The sequence below is a fragment of the Bauldia sp. genome, from assembly GCF_020442045.1.
Classification (GTDB): Bacteria; Pseudomonadota; Alphaproteobacteria; order Rhizobiales; family Kaistiaceae; genus Bauldia.
Window position 1 is genome coordinate 25690 of the sequence record NZ_JAGRLA010000131.1, and the last position, 17193, is coordinate 42882.

Annotated in this window: 16 protein-coding genes; 13 read left to right on the forward strand and 3 right to left on the reverse strand. The window is 67.8% G+C overall.

Annotation, left to right across the window (positions count from 1 at the left end):
* Window positions 1–60: 60 nt before the first annotated feature.
* The 6 genes from KDJ86_RS15040 (at window position 61) to KDJ86_RS15065 (ending at window position 4678) form a co-directional block, all read left to right on the forward strand.
* A complete protein-coding gene (locus KDJ86_RS15040; protein ID WP_291747517.1) occupies window positions 61–1101 on the forward strand; it encodes a Gfo/Idh/MocA family protein in 1041 nt (346 codons plus the stop codon).
* A 46-nt stretch (window positions 1102–1147) separates the two neighbouring features.
* Window positions 1148–2398 (forward strand): DUF8173 domain-containing protein, encoded by a 1251-nt coding sequence (locus KDJ86_RS15045; protein WP_291747520.1) that lies wholly within the window; start codon window positions 1148–1150, stop codon window positions 2396–2398.
* A gap of 99 nt (window positions 2399–2497) precedes the next feature.
* Window positions 2498–2755 (forward strand): GlsB/YeaQ/YmgE family stress response membrane protein, encoded by a 258-nt coding sequence (locus tag KDJ86_RS15050; RefSeq protein WP_291747523.1) that lies wholly within the window; start codon window positions 2498–2500, stop codon window positions 2753–2755.
* 128 nt (window positions 2756–2883) lie between these two features.
* Complete coding sequence (locus tag KDJ86_RS15055) at window positions 2884–3126, forward strand: hypothetical protein (protein WP_291747525.1); 243 nt, start codon at window positions 2884–2886, stop codon at window positions 3124–3126.
* A gap of 121 nt (window positions 3127–3247) precedes the next feature.
* Window positions 3248–4207: a lipoyl synthase gene (gene lipA, locus KDJ86_RS15060; RefSeq protein ID WP_291747527.1), complete on the forward strand. Its 960-nt coding sequence runs from the start codon at window positions 3248–3250 to the stop codon at window positions 4205–4207.
* A gap of 15 nt (window positions 4208–4222) precedes the next feature.
* Complete coding sequence (locus KDJ86_RS15065) at window positions 4223–4678, forward strand: type II toxin-antitoxin system RatA family toxin (protein WP_291747529.1); 456 nt, start codon at window positions 4223–4225, stop codon at window positions 4676–4678.
* Window positions 4679–4705: 27 nt separating this feature from the next.
* On the opposite strand, the gene KDJ86_RS15070 is transcribed toward KDJ86_RS15065, so the two are convergent.
* Window positions 4706–5590, reverse strand: a complete 885-nt coding sequence (locus KDJ86_RS15070; protein WP_521085298.1) for a DMT family transporter — start codon at window positions 5588–5590, stop codon at window positions 4706–4708.
* Between the two features lie 141 nt (window positions 5591–5731).
* Between KDJ86_RS15070 and KDJ86_RS15075 the strand changes: the two genes are divergently transcribed.
* On the forward strand, window positions 5732–6493 hold the full coding sequence (locus KDJ86_RS15075; protein WP_291747532.1) for an ArsR/SmtB family transcription factor: 762 nt from the start codon (window positions 5732–5734) through the stop codon (window positions 6491–6493).
* On the opposite strand, the gene KDJ86_RS15080 is transcribed toward KDJ86_RS15075, so the two are convergent.
* Together KDJ86_RS15080 and KDJ86_RS15085 are read right to left on the reverse strand one after the other, a co-directional pair.
* Complete coding sequence (locus tag KDJ86_RS15080) at window positions 6482–6976, reverse strand: CinA family protein (protein WP_291747534.1); 495 nt, start codon at window positions 6974–6976, stop codon at window positions 6482–6484. The genes KDJ86_RS15075 and KDJ86_RS15080 overlap by 12 nt on opposite strands.
* Window positions 6973–8169, reverse strand: a complete 1197-nt coding sequence (locus tag KDJ86_RS15085; protein WP_291747537.1) for a bifunctional 2-C-methyl-D-erythritol 4-phosphate cytidylyltransferase/2-C-methyl-D-erythritol 2,4-cyclodiphosphate synthase — start codon at window positions 8167–8169, stop codon at window positions 6973–6975. Before KDJ86_RS15085 ends, KDJ86_RS15080 begins: the two co-directional genes overlap by 4 nt.
* Window positions 8170–8305: 136 nt before the next feature.
* Here KDJ86_RS15085 and dusB point away from each other — a divergent pair, with 136 nt between their 5' ends.
* The 6 genes from dusB (at window position 8306) to trkA (ending at window position 17189) form a co-directional block, all read left to right on the forward strand.
* Window positions 8306–9325, forward strand: coding sequence for a tRNA dihydrouridine synthase DusB (dusB, locus tag KDJ86_RS15090; RefSeq protein ID WP_291747622.1), 1020 nt, complete (start codon window positions 8306–8308; stop codon window positions 9323–9325).
* 11 nt (window positions 9326–9336) lie between these two features.
* Window positions 9337–10455, forward strand: a complete 1119-nt coding sequence (locus tag KDJ86_RS15095; protein ID WP_291747625.1) for a two-component system sensor histidine kinase NtrB — start codon at window positions 9337–9339, stop codon at window positions 10453–10455.
* Window position 10456: 1 nt separating this feature from the next.
* Window positions 10457–11899, forward strand: coding sequence for a nitrogen regulation protein NR(I) (gene ntrC / locus KDJ86_RS15100; protein WP_291747539.1), 1443 nt, complete (start codon window positions 10457–10459; stop codon window positions 11897–11899).
* Window positions 11900–12030: 131 nt separating this feature from the next.
* Entirely contained in the window at window positions 12031–14295 is a 2265-nt protein-coding gene (locus KDJ86_RS15105; RefSeq protein ID WP_291747541.1) for a sensor histidine kinase NtrY-like, read from the forward strand.
* Window positions 14296–14311: 16 nt separating this feature from the next.
* Window positions 14312–15679: a nitrogen assimilation response regulator NtrX gene (ntrX, locus tag KDJ86_RS15110; protein WP_291747544.1), complete on the forward strand. Its 1368-nt coding sequence runs from the start codon at window positions 14312–14314 to the stop codon at window positions 15677–15679.
* A 130-nt stretch (window positions 15680–15809) separates the two neighbouring features.
* Window positions 15810–17189 carry a Trk system potassium transporter TrkA gene (gene trkA / locus KDJ86_RS15115; RefSeq protein ID WP_291747547.1) on the forward strand — a complete coding sequence of 460 codons (1380 nt, stop codon included), beginning with the start codon at window positions 15810–15812 and terminating at the stop codon, window positions 17187–17189.
* The last annotated feature ends 4 nt before the right edge of the window (window positions 17190–17193 follow it).

Sequence of the window (17193 nt, forward strand, 5' to 3'; positions counted from 1 at the left end):
GGCGGTTCCGTCCGGCCAATCATCCAAAGCGGTTTGAATACCGAAAAGAGGTCGATGTCGATGGCAAAAGTCATTCAGGTCGGATTGGGCACCTGGGGATTTGACTGGACCAAGCAAGTGCTGCCGACCGTCGCGTCGGCCGAGATGGTCGCCTATGTCGACAGCTCGGAGGCGGCACTGGCGCGCGTCCAGTCCGTCCTCGGCATCCCCGAGGCAAAATGCTTCGGCAGCCTCGAGGCGGCGCTCGACGCCGTCGACGCCGACGTGGTCCTCGGCACGCTGCGCACCGAGGCGCATTTCCCGGTCGCCAAACAGGCGCTGGAAGCCGGCCTCAACGTGATGGTGGAAAAGCCCTTCGCCTCGACCATCGCCGAAGCCAAGACGCTGATCGAGATCGCCCAGGCACAGGGTAAGCTCCTCGCGGTCAGCCAGAATTACCGCTACTTTCCCGCCCCGATCCTCGCGACCCAGCTCCTCGCCGAGCAGGCGCTCGGGCCTGTCGACCTCGTCACCATCGCCTTCCGCCAGCACGCACCGACGCGCGGGCATAATTATCCCGAAATGCCGGACCCGCTTCTCGCCGACATGGCGATCCACCATTTCGACCTGATGCGGATGGTCCTCAATGCCAAGGCGCGGCGGCTGACCAGCCGCACCTGGAATCCGCCCGGCAGCCCCTTCACCTTCGATCCGGCCGGCGTCCTGACCATCGAATTCGATAACGACACAATCGTCAGCTATCAGGGTTCGTGGATGAGCGGCGGGCCGCGGACCCCCTGGTCCGGGGAGTGGACGATGGATTGCGCGGAAGGCGATATCCGGTGGAGCGCGCGCAATCACTTCGACACCTACTGGGGCGAGGATCGACTGATCCTGCGCCGCCGCGGCGAGACGCCGGTCGAACCGGACCTGCCGAGGCTGAAGCATATCGACCGCGCCGGCTCGTTCGCCGCGATGGTGGAGGCGGTCGACACCGGCAAGGTGCCGCCGCGCTTCCCGTCCGGCGTCGACAACCTCGGGAGCCTTGCCCTGGTCGCCGCGGCGATCCTCTCGGCCAGGCGCGACGGCGCATGGGTGGAAATCGACGAGGTGCTGGAGTAAGCCCGAGGACAGGCAGCCGGCTGCGGCCGTTTCCGAGGAGACAATGATGAGCGTGCAGGAACAGCGTCAATCCCGGTCGAAACCGTCCCGGCCGAAACTCGTCGCTGGCGGTCTTCTCGCCGCAGCGGTCATCGGCCTCGGATTGTGGTCCTCCACGCCGTCGGCGGGGCCCGCGACGGCGAAATCCGGCAAGTCGGACGCCGCCGTCCAGATCACCGGCGGCGGCAAGGCGATCCAGGCCTCGGGCGCCAGCGTCACGATCCGCGGCGATGCCAGCAAGATCAGCGCGGGCGGCGCGCTCGTCGACATCGCGGCGACGGTCAAGGGCGACGTCGAGGCAGCCGGCGCCGAGGTTTCGGTCAAAGGCGACATCGGCGGCGACCTGCGTGCCGCCGGCGCGCTGGTCGAGGTGAGTGGTACGATCGGCGGCAAGAGCCATATCGGCGGCGCGTCGGTCCGCTTCGACGCCACCGCGGCGAAGAACGTCAACGTCGGCGGCGCGGCGGTGGAAATCGGCCCGAACGCCGATATCAAGGGCGACCTCACGGCCGGCGCCGCGAGCCTCACCATCGACGGAACCATCGGCGGCAAGGCCGAGCTATGGGCCTCCGCGGTGATGATCAACGGCAAGGCCGGCAGCGACGTGACGGCGAATGCCGATGAGGTGATCGTCGCCTCGACGGCCGTGATCGACGGCGACCTGGTGGTGCGCTCGCGCAACGACCCGACCATCGAGGAGGGGGCCAGGATCAGCGGCCAGGTCCGGATCGAGGAGCCTCGGGAATGGTGGATCGTGCCGAACTGGCTGCTGTCGATCGGCGGCGCCGTCCTCGGCATTGCCGGAGCCATTCTCGCCGGCGCCGTCATGCTGCTGATCGGCCGCGGCGTCTTCGAGCAGGGCCTGGGCAACGCGGCCTTCCGGCCGATCTCGAGCGGCTTCATCGGCCTCGCCGTGCTGGTCCTGCTGCCGATCATCGCGGTGATCCTGATGACGACGGTGATCGGCGTGTCGGTCGGCTTGGCGCTGCTCCTGGTGCTTCCGTTCTTCCTGGTCGCCGGCCATGCGGTGGTCGCGGCCTGTATCGGCATGTGGATCCTCGACCGCTCGGGCGGTCCGCGCAGCGCCGGGCGGCTGATCCTCTTCATTCTCGTCGGGGCGGTGATCCTCGGCATCGTCTGGCTGGTTCCATTTGCCGGACCGGTCATCGCCTTCCTGGCAATGCTGGTCGGGATGGGCGGCTATTTCCGCTCGCTCGGCGGCCGGATGCGGGAGGGAGCCGGCCTGCCGCCGGCGTAACCTGCGATCGGTGGAAATGCCTCACGGAGGCAACCCGCGACTTGCCAAGCCGGGCCGACGGGGCGATCCTTGGCGAATCCTGGATAGGGGGCGAAGCAGATGAGCGACCAAACCAAATCCATTCTCGCCTGGGTGATCATCGGCCTGATCGCCGGCCTCGTGGCGAGCCTGATCGTCGGCGGCGGCGGCGGCATCATAGGATGGCTCATTGCCGGCCTGATCGGCTCGGTGGTCGGCGGCTTCCTGGCCCGTCAGCTCAACATCAAGCTGAACACCGGCAATGCCTTCCTCGACCAGGTGATCATCGCCATCGTTGGCGCGATCATCGTCCTGATCATCGCCAGGATCATCACCTGACGACACCCGTCGGGGAATAACGGCTGCGGATCGACGGGTTGCCGGCCGGGCGGGCGGGCGGTGGCCCGCAGGTGGCGTAGCGCAGTCGCCCGGACCGCCTTTCAGCAATCAATATCGGAGGGAACCTCATGTCACCGGCGAAGAAAGCGTTCCGCTGGGTATTCGGAATATGCCTGGGGCTCGGGGTGCTGCTCGGCCTGGTCAAGATCGTCGCGCCCGACGCGGCAAGCGTGACCTGGAACGGCCAGGAGATGACCGGGATCGGCGCCCTGCTGGTCGGCGGAGGGCTAGGCGCCGTCTTCGGCCTGATCTTCGGAGCGATCATCGCCGGAATCGTCTGGCTGGCGACCCGCGGCTCCGCCAGGCGCTAAGGGGGCGCCGGGCTGCCCTGCGTCCATGGCATTGGTGTTGGCCGGCGCGATCAACTATATGAAACGACACGGAGACGGCCCGGCCGGGCGGCCGGTCGGGGCGGGGGAGACAGGATAGTCCATGGTCGTCGTAGTCGACACGGTCAGCGAAGCGCGCCCGCGCCCGCGCCACCCGGAAAAGGCACACCGCCCGGACAACGCCGTGGCGCGCAAGCCGGACTGGATCCGGGTGAAGGCACCGAACTCCCCGGTCTTCCGCGAAACCACCGGCATCGTGCGCGAGCACGGGCTGGTGACGGTCTGCGAGGAGGCCGGCTGCCCGAATATCGGCGAATGCTGGTCGAAGAAGCACGCCACCTTCATGATCATGGGCGACACCTGCACGCGGGCCTGCGCCTTCTGCAACGTGCGCACCGGCCAGCCCGGCCCGCTCGACGCCGACGAGCCCTGGAAGGTGGCCGATGCGACCGCCAAGCTCGGGCTCGAGCATGTCGTGGTGACCTCGGTCGACCGCGACGACCTCGCTGACGGCGGCGCCGGGCATTTCGCCCGGACCATCGCCGAGATCCGCAAGGCGTCGCCGGCGACGATCGAGATCCTGACGCCGGATTTCCTGCGCAAGGACGGGGCGATCGAGACCGTGGTCGACTCGCGCCCCGACGTCTTCAACCACAATCTCGAGACCGTTCCGTCGAAATACCTGACGGTGCGGCCGGGCGCCCGCTATTTCGCCTCGCTCCGCCTGCTCCAGAAGGTCAAGGAGCGCGACCCGCAGATGTTCACCAAGTCGGGCATCATGGTCGGGCTCGGCGAGGAACGGAACGAGGTGCTGCAACTGATGGACGACCTGCGCTCGGCCGGGGTCGACTTCCTGACCATCGGCCAGTATCTGCAGCCGACCCGCAAGCACCACCCGGTCATGCGCTACGTCACCCCGGAGGAGTTCCGGGCCTATGAGACGATCGCCTATGCCAAGGGCTTCCTGATGGTCTCGGCGACGCCGCTGACCCGTTCGTCGCACCATGCGGGCGAGGATTTCGCCAAGCTGCGGGCCGCCCGCGCGGCGAAGCAGGGACACTGAGGCCGGGCGGCCGCGATGCCGCAATTCTCCACCACGCGCCACGTTCCGCACAGCGCCACCGACATGTTCGACCTGGTGGCGGACGTGAAGTCCTATCCGCGTTTCGTGCCGCTTTGCGAGAGCCTGGTGGTGCGTTCGCGCCGCCGTGAGGAGGGGCGCGAGATCCTCATCGCGACCATGGCGATCGCCTACAAGATGATCCGCGAATCCTTCACCACCAGGGTGGTGCTCGATCGCGAGGCGATGACGATCCGCGCCGAATACCTCGACGGGCCGTTCAGCCACCTGGAGAATGTCTGGCGTTTCGAGCCGCACGGGCGCGGCGACTGCGTCGTCCATTTCAACATCGACTACGCGTTCCGCTCACGAGCATTGTCGATGCTGATGGGTGCCGTCTTCGACCGGGCATTCCGGAAATTCACGCAAGCCTTCGAGGAGCGCGCCGACGCGGTCTATGGCGCCCCGGCCTGAGGCCGGCGCCCTGAGGCTTCCGCCATCTCAGGCGGCAACGGCACGCCGACGCGGCGGGACCGTCATGGCGACAACGCCGACAACGACGCAGCCGAGCCCTGCCCACGCCGTCGGATTCAAGGTCTCGCCAAGAAAGACGACACCGATGCCAACGCCGATCGGAACGCGCAGATAGGCCTGGGCGGTGGTGCCGACCGAGCCGAGCGTCGCGACGAGCCGGAAATAGATGACGAAGGCGAGGGCGGTCGAAAGCACCGAGAGCGCGAGGAGCGCGAAAACCGACCGCGCCGCCGGCTCGAGCGTCCAGGGATGGTCGACCACGAGACTGACCGGGACGAGGATCGCCGCGCCGCAGATGAGCGAGCCCGCGGCCGGCATGATCGGGTCGAGGTCCCGGAAGCTCCTGCCGAAGATCGCCGCGCCCGCATAGCAGATCGTCGCGGCGACGATGGCGAGCTGCGCCCAGACCTCGCGCCCCAGGCCATCGAGTGATTCCACCCCGACGATCAGGCAGGTGCCGAGCAGGCCGGCGGCGACGCCGAACAGCTTGCGGCGCGACACGGCCTCGTGGCCGGTGACCAGCGCGGTCAGGAGAAAGACGAAGATCGGCGCCGTCGAATTGAGGATCGTCGCGAGGCCGGCCTCCGTCGTCTGTTCCGCCCAGGCGATCATCGTGAAGGGCAGGACGCTGTTGAGGCAGGCCTGGAACAGGAACCGGCGCCAGATCGAAAAGCCGGTCGGCAGCCTCAGACCGCGCCACCGGATGACGCCGACAAGGATCGCGCCGGCGATCAGCGTGCGCGCGGCGATCAGGGTGACCGGCGGAATGGCCTCGACGCCGATCCTGATGAAGGTGTAGGACGCCCCCCACAAGGTGGAGAGCAGAAGGAGGAGGGCGAGCGCCCCCGCCATGCCCGGCCTGTCGTCCATCATCGTCTCCGCGATCCGAATGGTTCCCGGCATCCTTCTAGGCTCCGCGGCGCGCGCCATGCTTCGGTCGTGGCCGAACCATTGACGCCTGACGGCGAGGCGATCCGCTGCTAGTCTCGCGTCATGTCGACCATCGCTTCGGCCAATACCATCGCCGAGGTCGCCAGCCTCATCGGCGACGCGGCGCGGGCCAACATGCTCTCCGCGTTGATGGGCGGGCAGGCGCTGACCGCCGGCGAGCTCGCGCGCATCGCCAACGTCACGGCGCAGACCGCGAGCGGCCACCTCGCCAGGATGGCCGAGGGACGGCTGGTCCTCGTCGAGAAGCAGGGCCGGCACCGCTACTACAGGCTGGCCTCTCCGGAGGTCGCCCAGGCGCTCCACACCCTGATGGCCGTCGCCGCCTCCGGCCCCGGACGGCACCACCCGGTCGGCCCCCGCGAGGAGGCGCTGCGGCTGGCGCGGACCTGCTACGACCATATGGCCGGGCGGCTCGCCGTTGCCCTGGCGGAATCGCTGTGCCGGAACGACCACATGATCCTGGCCGACGGCGCCGGGCTGGTCACCGACCAGGGACACGCATTCTTCCGCGAATTCGGGATCGACCTGGAACCGGCCACGCGATCGAGACGGCCGCTCTGCCGGACCTGCCTCGACTGGAGCGAGCGGCGGCATCACCTCGCCGGCCGCCTCGGCGCGGCGCTCCTCGGCCGGGTCCTCGAGCTCAAATGGGTGACGCGCGTCCCGGGAAGCCGCGCCCTGACGGTCACCCGCGGCGGCGAGGCGGGTTTCGCGAGGACGTTCCGGTTCCGGCCCGACTGGCAACGCGCCCTGGCCGGGGACGTCCCGGCCGGAGCGGTGGTCGAAGCGGCATCAATCGATTAGCGCGCGGAGCATGGCGAGGGCCTGCCCGACCGCGGCAAGGCGGACTCCCGAGCGATCGAGGCCCTTGTAGACATGGCAGAAATGGTGGGTGGCCCCGCCGCGTCCGAGCGCCGCGAAATGGACCAGCCCGACAGGTTTGTCGGCGGTTCCGCCGCCGGGACCGGCGATGCCGGTGATCGCGACGGCGAGGTCGGCCTCAGACCGTTCGAGCGCCCCCGCCACCATCGCCTTCGCCACCTCCTCACTGACCGCTCCGACCCGGTCGATCAGCTCGGCCGGGACACCAAGCAGATCGGTTTTCGCCGCGTTGGAATAGGTGACGAAGCCGCAATCGACCACGGCAGACGAGCCGGCGATCTCGGTGAGGGTGCCGGCGACGAGGCCGCCGGTGCAGGATTCCGCGGTCGCCACCATCAACCCGGCGGCCGTGGCATGCTCGACGACTTCGCGGGCGAGGGGAAGGAGGGAGGAGAGGTCGGTCATGGGCGGTCGCCCGCAAAAGGCAGGCGGATGGTCGCGGTCGCGGTGGCGGCGAGCCCTTCGCCGCGGCCGATGAAGCCGAGCCGCTCGTTGGTCGTCGCCTTGACCGCGACGCGGTCGACGGAGATGCCGCATATCGCGGCGATCCGCTGGCGCATGGCCAGACGATGCGCCGAGATGCGGGGCGCCTCGGTGACGATGGTCACGTCGAGGCTCGCGATCACGCCGCCCCGCGCCGCGACGCGCCCGGCGGCGAAAGCGAGGAAGCGGTCGGAGGAAACGTCCTTCCATTGCGGGTCGGATGGCGGGAAATGGTCGCCGATGTCGCCCTCGGCGAGCGCGCCGAGAACCGCGTCGGTCAGCGCGTGGAGCGCGACGTCGCCGTCCGAATGGGCGGAGACGCCAAGGCTGTGAGGCAGGACCAGACCGCCGAGCGCGACGCTGTCGCCGGGCCCGAAGGCATGGACGTCATAGCCGGTGCCGACCCGGACATCGCCACGGGCAAGGGCTGCCTCGGCGCGCAGCCGCCGGTCGGCGGCGGCGATCTCCTCCGCCGTGGTGAGCTTGATGTTGCCGCTCTCGCCATCGGCGACGCGGACGGGAATGCCAGCCCATTCGGCGACCGCCGCGTCGTCGGTGAAATCCAGCCCGGCGCCGGCGGCGCGATCATGGGCGTCCAGAATGGCGTCGAAGCGAAACCCCTGCGGCGTCTCCGCGGTCCGCAGCGCGTCGCGCGACACCGTTCCGGTGACGAGGCCGGCCGGGTCAACGGACTTGAGCGTCGCCGTGACCGGCGAGGCGGGCAGCACCGCATCGGCATCGTCGAGACCGGCGAGGACCCGCCCGATCAGGTCATCGGAGGCGAAGGGACGGACCGCGTCATGGATCAGCACCCGCAGCGGCGGGTCGGCGGCGAGGCCGAGGAGACCGTTGCGGACCGATTCCTGCCGGCTCGCGCCCCCGGCCACCCAGGGCAGCAGCCGCTCGTTCCGCGGCGCAACTGCCTCGAACAGGTCGGCATCGCCCGCGCCGATCACCGCCAGCACCGTCATCCGGCGGGGGTGGGAGAGGAAGCGCTCAAGTGTGAGCCGTATCACAGGAACGCCGCCGATCTCCCTGTATTGTTTCGGTAAATCGCCCCCGCCCGCGCGGACGCCCCGCCCTCCGGCGACGATCAATGCGGTCGTATCGCTCATCAAATCATCCTGCAATGGAACCGGTCACTTCCGGTGGCGCGGCGCATCCCACCTATGCTGCGACGCAATGCGATTCTGCTTGCGGTCCGGCACGGGTTGACTAGGATATATGCAAACAGCATTGTGCCTAACGAATATGCATCCGGACAATTCCATAGCCCCTCTGGCGAAACCAATGCGGATCGGACCCGTTTCCGTGCCGAACCGCGTTTTCCTCGCGCCGATGTCGGGCATCTCCGATCGCCCGTTCCGCCAGCTTGCCCTCCGGTTCGGTGCCGGCCTCGTCATTTCCGAAATGACGGTGGGCGAAAAACTGGCAAAGGGCAATGCCGAAGCATGCGTCCGCGCCGAAAGGGCGGGCGAGGGACCCCATGTCGTCCAGCTTGCCGGGCGGGAAGCGCGGTGGATGGCCGAAGGCGCGCGGGCGGCCGGGGATGCAGGCGCCGACATCATCGACATCAACATGGGCTGCCCGGCCAGGAAGGTGACCGGGGGCTATTCCGGCTCGGCGCTGATGCGGGACCTCGACCACGCGCTCGGATTGATCGAGGCGACGGTCGGGGCGACGACACGACCCGTCACCCTGAAGATGCGGCTCGGCTGGGACGACCGGTCGATCAACGCGCCGGAGCTTGCGCGCCGGGCCGAGGACGCCGGAATCAGCATGGTGACCGTCCATGGCCGCACGCGATGCCAGTTCTACAACGGGACCGCCGACTGGGCCGGTATCCGGGCGGTGAAGGACGCCGTCTCGATCCCGGTCGTCGCCAATGGCGACCTGTCCGCGCCCGAGGATCTTTCCCGGATGCTCGCCCTGTCCGGCGCCGACGCGGTGATGGTCGGCCGTGGCGCCTGCGGCCGGCCATGGCTGCCGGGCCATATCGCCGCATTCGCCGCGACCGGGACGATGCCGGAGGCGCCGGCCGGCGCCGCGCTCGCCGATATCGTCATCGGCCACCATGAGGCGCTGATCGGGCTCTATGGCGAGCGGGTCGGGGTCCGCGCCGCCCGCAAGCATCTTGCCTGGTACATGGAGCGCGTCGGCGCTCCGGGCGACGGCCTGAAGCGGGCGATCCTGACCGAATCGCGGCCCGACGCCGTGATGACGATGATGCGCGCCCTGATCGATCCGGATCCGGAGAGGAGGGCAGCGTGAACGTCGACACGATGAGCGGCGCCCGCTCCGCGACCGGCGAGGCGAATGCATGGGCCCTGCTCAACGCGCTGCCGCATCCGGTGATCCTGGTCGAGGCCGACGACCATATCGGCGAAGCCAATATCGCGGCCGAAGCCTTCTTCCAGGCATCGGCGAGCGTGATCAAGCGGCATCTGCTGGAAGATTTCATCCCCTTCGGCAGCCCGCTGCTGTCGCTGATCGACCAGGTTCGCGAGCGCGGCGCCGCGGTCAACGAATACCGGGTCGATATCGGTACGCCGCGCAACGGCACCGAACGCGTCGTCGACATCTATGCGTCACCGGCCTCCGACGGCAGCCGCGGCGTCGTCCTGCTGCTCCAGGAACGGACGATGACCGACAAGATCGACCGCCAGCTCACGCACCGGGGCGCCGCGCGATCGGTGACCGGCCTCGCCACCATGCTCGCCCATGAGATCAAGAATCCCTTGTCGGGCATCCGCGGCGCAGCGCAACTGCTCGAGACCTCGGTCGAGAACGATGACCGCGCCCTGACCCGCCTGATCCGCGACGAGGCCGACCGGATCGTCAAGCTCGTCGACCGGATGGAGGTCTTCTCGGATGAGCGGCCGATCGAGCGCGAGCCGGTCAATATCCATGTCGTCCTCGATCGGGTGCGCGGCGTCGCCAAGTCGGGATTCGCCCGCAATATCCGCATTGTCGACGACTACGACCCCTCGCTGCCGCCGGTCTATGCGAACCACGACCAGCTCGTTCAGGTGTTCCTCAACCTGGTGAAGAATGCCTCGGAGGCGATCGCCCGGCAGGCCGACGGCGAAATCGTCCTTTCGACCGCGTTCAGGCCGGGCGTGCGCCTCTCGGTGGCCGGAAATTCCGACAAGGTGAGCCTGCCACTCGAATTCTGCGTGCGGGACAACGGGCCTGGCGTGCCGCCCGACATGGTCGCGCATCTCTTCGACCCATTCGTTACCTCCAAGGCGAACGGAACCGGCCTGGGTCTTGCACTCGTGGCCAAGATCGTCGGCGATCATGGCGGCGTGATCGAATGCGAATCCCAACCGGGAAGGACCGTTTTTCGGGTGTTGATGCCGGCTTTCCCGAACCGCTCGGCGCCAGTCAGGGAAGAGTAAGATGCCGCTTGGAAATATCCTGGTCGCGGACGACGACGCCGCGATCCGCACGGTCCTCAACCAGGCGCTTTCGCGCGCCGGCTATTCGGTCCGGCTGACCTCCAACGCCGCCACCCTGTGGCGCTGGATCAGCTCGGGCGAGGGCGACCTGGTCATCACCGACGTCGTGATGCCGGACGAGAATGCCTTCGATCTGCTGCCGCGGATCAAGCGGATCCGGCCGGACCTGCCGATCGTCGTGATGAGCGCGCAGAACACCTTCATGACCGCCATCCGGGCCTCGGAACGCGGTGCCTATGAATACCTGCCGAAGCCATTCGACCTGAAGGAGCTGACGTCGATCGTCGGCCGGGCGCTCGCCGAGCCGAAGTCGCGGCGGCTCGAGCCGGAAGGCGACGATCCCGGCGAGAATATTCCGCTGGTCGGGCGCTCGCCGGCGATGCAGGACATCTACCGGGTGCTTGCCCGGCTGATGCATACCGACCTGACGGTGATGGTCGCGGGCGAATCCGGGACCGGCAAGGAGCTCGTCGCCCGCGCCCTCCACGACTATGGCAAGCGCCGGACCGGGCCATTCGTCGCGATCAACATGGCGGCGATCCCGCGCGACCTGATCGAAGCGGAGCTGTTCGGCCACGAGAAGGGGGCCTTCACCGGCGCCCAGGCGCGGAGCTCCGGCCGCTTCGAACAGGCCGAGGGCGGCACGCTCTTCCTCGACGAGATCGGCGACATGCCGATGGAGGCGCAGACCCGGCTGCTGCGCGTCCTGCAGCAGGGCGAATACACGACCGTCGGCGGACGGACGTCGATCAAGACCGACGTCCGGATCATCGCGGCGACCAACAAGGACCTGCGCATCCTGATCAACCAGGGGCTCTTCCGCGAGGACCTGTTCTTCCGGCTCAACGTCGTGCCGATTCGCCTGCCGCCGCTGCGCGAGCGCGGCGAGGACGTGCCCGACCTGGTCCGGCATTTCTTCTCGATGGTCGAGAAGGAGGGGCTGGCGACCAAGCGAATCGAGGTCTCGGCGATGGACCGGCTGAAGCGCTACCGCTGGCCGGGCAACGTCCGCGAGCTCGAAAACCTGGTCAGGCGGCTCGCCGCCCTCTATCCGCAGGAGACGATCACCGACAACATCATCGAGACCGAGCTCGACCAGCCGGCGGTGACCATTTCCGGCGGGGACGGCGACGAGGACGAGACCCTGTCGGTCTCGGTGGAACGCCACCTCTCCAATTATTTCAATAGCTTCGGCGATGCGCTGCCGCCGCCTGGCCTCTACCACCGGATCCTGCGGGAAGTGGAAAACCCGCTGATCAGCGTGGCGCTTGCCTCGACCCGGGGCAACCAGATCAAGGCCGCCGAACTCCTTGGCGTGAACCGCAACACGCTCAGGAAGAAGATCCGCGACCTCGACATCCAGGTGATCAGGGGCGGGCGCTGAGGTCCCGCGCCCAGACGCCGGGGTTGTTGTTTTTGGATCACAATATTGTTGCAATTTGGCCCCAGGCTGCCTAGTTCGATTTCGCGCGCCGGCAGGTCCTGACCGTCGGCCACAGGCGGCCAAAGGGTGCCATGACGGCCGAGATACCTTCTGTCCTCAGCTCTCCGCTGAACCGCAGGACCTTCGAGATATCGCGTCTCGTGCGAACCGCCGGCTATGCCGGCGTGGTCATCGCGCTGCTGGTTGCCGCCGCGACCTTCTTCATCCTGATGGGGCTGACGCCGATCGCGCCGACCCAGACGGTCGTCCTGACCGTCCTGATCGTCAACGGCGCGCTAGCACTCTTCCTGGTGCTGATCATCGGCTGGGAGATCGCCACGCTGGTGATGGCGCGGCGACGGAGGAGGGCGGCGGCCCGCCTGCATATCCGCATCGTCGCGCTGTTCAGCATCGTCGCCGCGACGCCGGCGATCCTCGTCGCCGTGGTGGCGAGCGTCACCCTCGATCGCGGCCTCGACAACTGGTTCTCGACCAATACCCGCGCCATCGTCGACAATTCGGCCTCGATCGCCCAGGCCTTCATCAACCAGCAGGTCGACCTGCTCGACCGCGACGTCACCGGCCTCCGGCTCGAATTGCAGAAGGCCCGCTCGCTGCTGATCGACGATCCGGACCGCTACCAGCAATTCCTGGCCACCAATGCGCACGCCCGCAGTCTTCCCGGCGCCTTCCTGGTCCAGAGCGACGGCAGCGTCATCGCCGAGGCGCGGATCGGCTCGCAGGGCCAGTTCCCGCCGCCGCCGCCCTCGGCGATCGCGCGCGCCGAGGCCGAGCCGAGCCAACCGGCCCTGATCACGCCGGGTTCGACCAACATGGTCGGCGCCGTCGCCAAGCTCAACGGCTATGACGACGTCTATCTCTATGCGCTGCGGCCGATCACGCCCGAGGTCCTCCGCCAGGTTGCGATGGCGGGCGAGAATGTCGCCCAGTATCGCGCGCTGGAAGCCACCCGCTTCGGCATCCAGCTCGCCTTCGGCATCCTCTATCTCGGCGTCGCGCTGGTGGTGCTGCTCGCCGCGATCTGGCTGGGCATCAGCTTCGCCAATGGCCTGGTCTCCCCGATACGGCGGCTGATCGACGCCGCCAAGCAGGTCTCCGCCGGCAACCTCGCGGTCCGCGTGCCGTCGAAACGCTCGGAGGGCGATCTCGGCTCGCTCAGCGAGACCTTCAACACGATGACCGCCCAGCTTCGCGAGCAGCGCGAGGAGCTTCTCTCCGCCAACGAGCAGATCGACAGCCGGCGGCGGTTCACCGAGGCCGTGCTTTCGGGCGTCACGGCGGGGGTCATCGGCATCGACGGCGAGGGCCGGATCACGATCGCCAACCGTACCGCGATGCGGATGCTCAACATCAACAAGGGCTCGATCGAGAACCGGCCGATCACCGAAATCCTGCCGGAGCTCGGCCCGGTCATCGCCGCGGCGCTGAAAGGCGACCGGCCCGAGCACCGCGACCAGATCCTGATCCAGGCCGCCAACCGCGAGCGGACGATCAACGTCCGGGTGACGACCGAGGGCTCCAGCGACCGCGCCCATGGCTATGTCATCACTCTCGACGACATCACCGATCTCGTCTCGGCCCAGCGCAGCTCCGCCTGGGCGGACGTCGCGCGCCGCATCGCCCACGAGATCAAGAACCCGCTGACGCCGATCCAGCTGTCGGCCGAACGGCTTCGCCGCAAGTTCGGCAGGACCGTGCAGGACGACCGGGAAATCTTCGAGCAATGCACCGACACGATTATCCGCCAGGTCGGCGATATCGGCCGGATGGTCGACGAATTCTCGTCATTCGCCCGGATGCCGAAGCCGACGATCGAGCGGCAGAATCTCGCCGATCCGATCCGCGAGGCGGTCTTCCTGCTCGAGGTCGCGCATCCCGAGATCACCTTCGCGCTGGACCTGCCCGAGACGCCGCTGCTCGGCGACTTCGACAACCGCCTGATGTCCCAGGCATTCACCAACATCGTCAAGAACGGCACCGAGGCGATCGCCGCGCTGCCGGCGGAACAGAAGACCGACGCCAGGATCACCGTATCGGCGAGGATGGAGGATAACTGGATCGTCGTGGACGTCATCGACAGCGGAATCGGCCTGCCGTCCGAGAACCGGCACCGGCTGCTCGAGCCCTACATGACGACACGGGAAAAGGGCACCGGGCTCGGCCTGGCCATCGTGACCAAGATCATTGCGGATCACGGCGGCAGGGTCGAATTGATGGACTCGCCGGAGGTCGAAAAGGGCGGACACGGCGCGATGGTCAGGGTGCGGCTGCCGGCGGCACCCGCGGCCCGGCCGGATCCGGCCGGGTCAGAGGCCGAAGCGACGATGGCCGGGTAAGGTGGGACGGGCGATCATGGCTTCAGACATTCTCATCATCGACGACGAGACGGATATCCGGGACATCGTCTCCGGCATCCTCTCCGATGAGGGGCACGGGACACGCACCGCGGCGGACGCCGACACCGCGCTCGCCGAAATCGCCAAGCGGCGGCCGTCGCTGGTCTTCCTCGATATCTGGCTCCAGGGCAGCCGGATGGACGGCCTGGCGCTGCTCGACGAGGTCAAGCGCGAACACGCCGACCTGCCGATCGTCATGATCTCCGGCCACGGCAACATCGAGACCGCCGTCTCCGCGATCAAGCGCGGCGCCTATGACTATATCGAGAAGCCCTTCAAGGCGGACCGGCTCGTCCTGATCGCCGAGCGCGCGCTCGAGGCGTCACAGCTTCGCAAGGAGGTCCAGACGCTGCGCGAGCGCTCCGGCGAGGCATCCGAGCTGATCGGGCGGTCGGCGGCGATGAACCACCTGCGCCAGCTGATCGAGAAGGTCGCGCCGACCAACAGCCGGGTGATGATCTCGGGGCCGTCTGGATCCGGCAAGGAACTCGCGGCGCGGGCCGTCCACCGGCTCTCGGGACGTGCCTCGGGGCCATTCATCGTCCTCAACGCGGCGGCGATCACGCCGGAGCGCATGGAGGAGGCCCTGTTCGGAACCGAGAGCCTGAATGGCGGCGGCCGGCATGTCGGTGCGCTGGAGGAAGCCCACGGCGGCACCCTCTACCTCGACGAGGTCGGCGACATGCCGCGCGAGACCCAGAACAAGATCCTGCGGGTGCTGGTCGACCAGTCCTTCCAGCGGGTCGGCGGCTCGACCAAGGTCAATGTCGATGTCCGCATCGTCTCCTCGACCGCGCGCGACCTGGAACGCGAGACCCAGGAAGGGAGTTTCCGCGAGGATCTCTTCCATCGCCTCGCCGTGGTGCCGATGCGCGTGCCGGCGCTGGCCGAACGGCGCGAGGACATTCCGGAGCTCGTCACGAATTTCGCATCGCTGATCTCGCGCTCGACCGGCCTGCCCGAACGGGAAATCAGCGCCGACGCGATGGCGGTCCTCCAGGCGCATGACTGGCCGGGCAACCTTCGCCAGTTGCGCAACAACGTCGAGCGACTGCTGATCCTCGCCCGCGGCGACGCTGCCGAGGCGATCACCGCGGAGATGCTGCCGGCGGAGATCGGCGAGATGCTGCCGACGACGCCGGGCCGGGCCGGGGGCGAGCACCTGATGTCGCTGCCGCTGCGCGATGCGCGGGAAATCTTCGAGCGGGAATATCTCAAGGCACAGGTCGACCGCTTCGGCGGCAATATCTCGCGGACCGCCGAATTCGTCGGCATGGAGAGATCGGCCTTGCACCGCAAGCTCAAATCGCTTGGCGTCGGCTAGGCCCTTTCGCAGTCGAGAACCGCAAAATGTGCTCCGACGCCTTGTTTTTCCGGATATTCCGGGCGCAAAAGTGCCTACACTTTTGCTGAATATGCTCTAGCCACCGCGGAATCGGCAGGGGGTCGCCACAATGCGGGTTGTTATCTGCGGAGCCGGGCAGGTCGGCTTCGGCATCGCCGAGCGCCTCTCGGCCGAGGAAAACGACGTCTCGGTCATCGATACGTCGCATGAGCTGATCCAGGCGATCCGCGACTCGGTGGACGTCCGCGGCTTCATCGGCCATGGCGCCCACCCGGACGTGCTCTCCCAGGCGGGAGCCGACCAGGCCGACATGATCATCGCCGTCACCCTCTATGACGAAGTCAACATGATCGCCTGCCAGGTCGCCCATTCGCTGTTCAACGTGCCGACCAAGATCGCCCGTATCCGGTCGCAGAGCTACCTGGCGCCGCACTGGGCGGATCTCTTCTCCTCGAACCACCTGCCGATCGACGTCATCATCTCGCCGGAGGTGGAGGTCGGCGAGCTGGTGCTGCGGCGGCTCGAGGCGCCCGGCGCCGTCGACGCGGTACGCTTCGCCGACGACGAGGTGGTGACCATCGGTATCGACCTTGCCGAAAATTGTCCGGTGATCGATACGCCGCTTGCGCAGCTCACCGAGCTCTTCCCCGACCTCCAGGCCGTGGTCGTGGGGGTCTTGCGCGAGGGGAGGCTGTTGTTCGTGCCGCGGTCTTCCGACGCGATGCTGGTCGGCGACCGGGTCTATGTCGTCTGCAAGGTCGATCAGGTGCGCCGGACGCTCGGCATCTTCGGCCACGAGGAGCAGGAGGCCCATCGCGTGGTCATCGCCGGCGGCGGCAATATCGGCCTCTACGTGGCGGAAGCCCTCGAAGCGCGCGGCTCGAGGGCCAAGGTCAAGATCATCGAGGCGTCGCGCGATCGCGCAATAGAAATCGCCGACCGGTTGAAGCGAACCGTGGTCCTCCACGGCGACGCGCTCGACCAGGAGCTCCTCCAGGAGGCCGACGTCCAGGATGCCGACACCCTGGTCTCGCTGACCAACGACGACGAGGTGAACATCCTCGCCTGCGTGATGGCCAAGCGTCTCGGCGCGGCCAGCAACATGGCCCTGATCAACAACCGATCCTATCCCGCCTTCGCCGGGACGCTCGGCATCGACGCGACGGTCAGTCCCCGCTCGGTCACCATCTCGAAGATCCTCCAGCATGTCCGGCGCGGGCGGATCCGGGGCGTCCATACCATCGAGAACGGCCTCGCCGAGGTGATCGAGGCGGAAGCGCTGGAGACCTCGCCGCTGGTCGGCAAGGCGCTGCGGGACCTCGACCTGCCGGACGGGATTCGGATCGGGGCAATCTACCGGGGGACCAACGTCATCATGCCGAATGGCGCGACCGAGATCGCGGCGAAGGACCGGGTGATCATCTTCGCGGTTGCGGAACGCGTGCGCCAGGTCGAGCAGATGTTCCGGGTCAGCCTCGAATTCTTCTGATCGC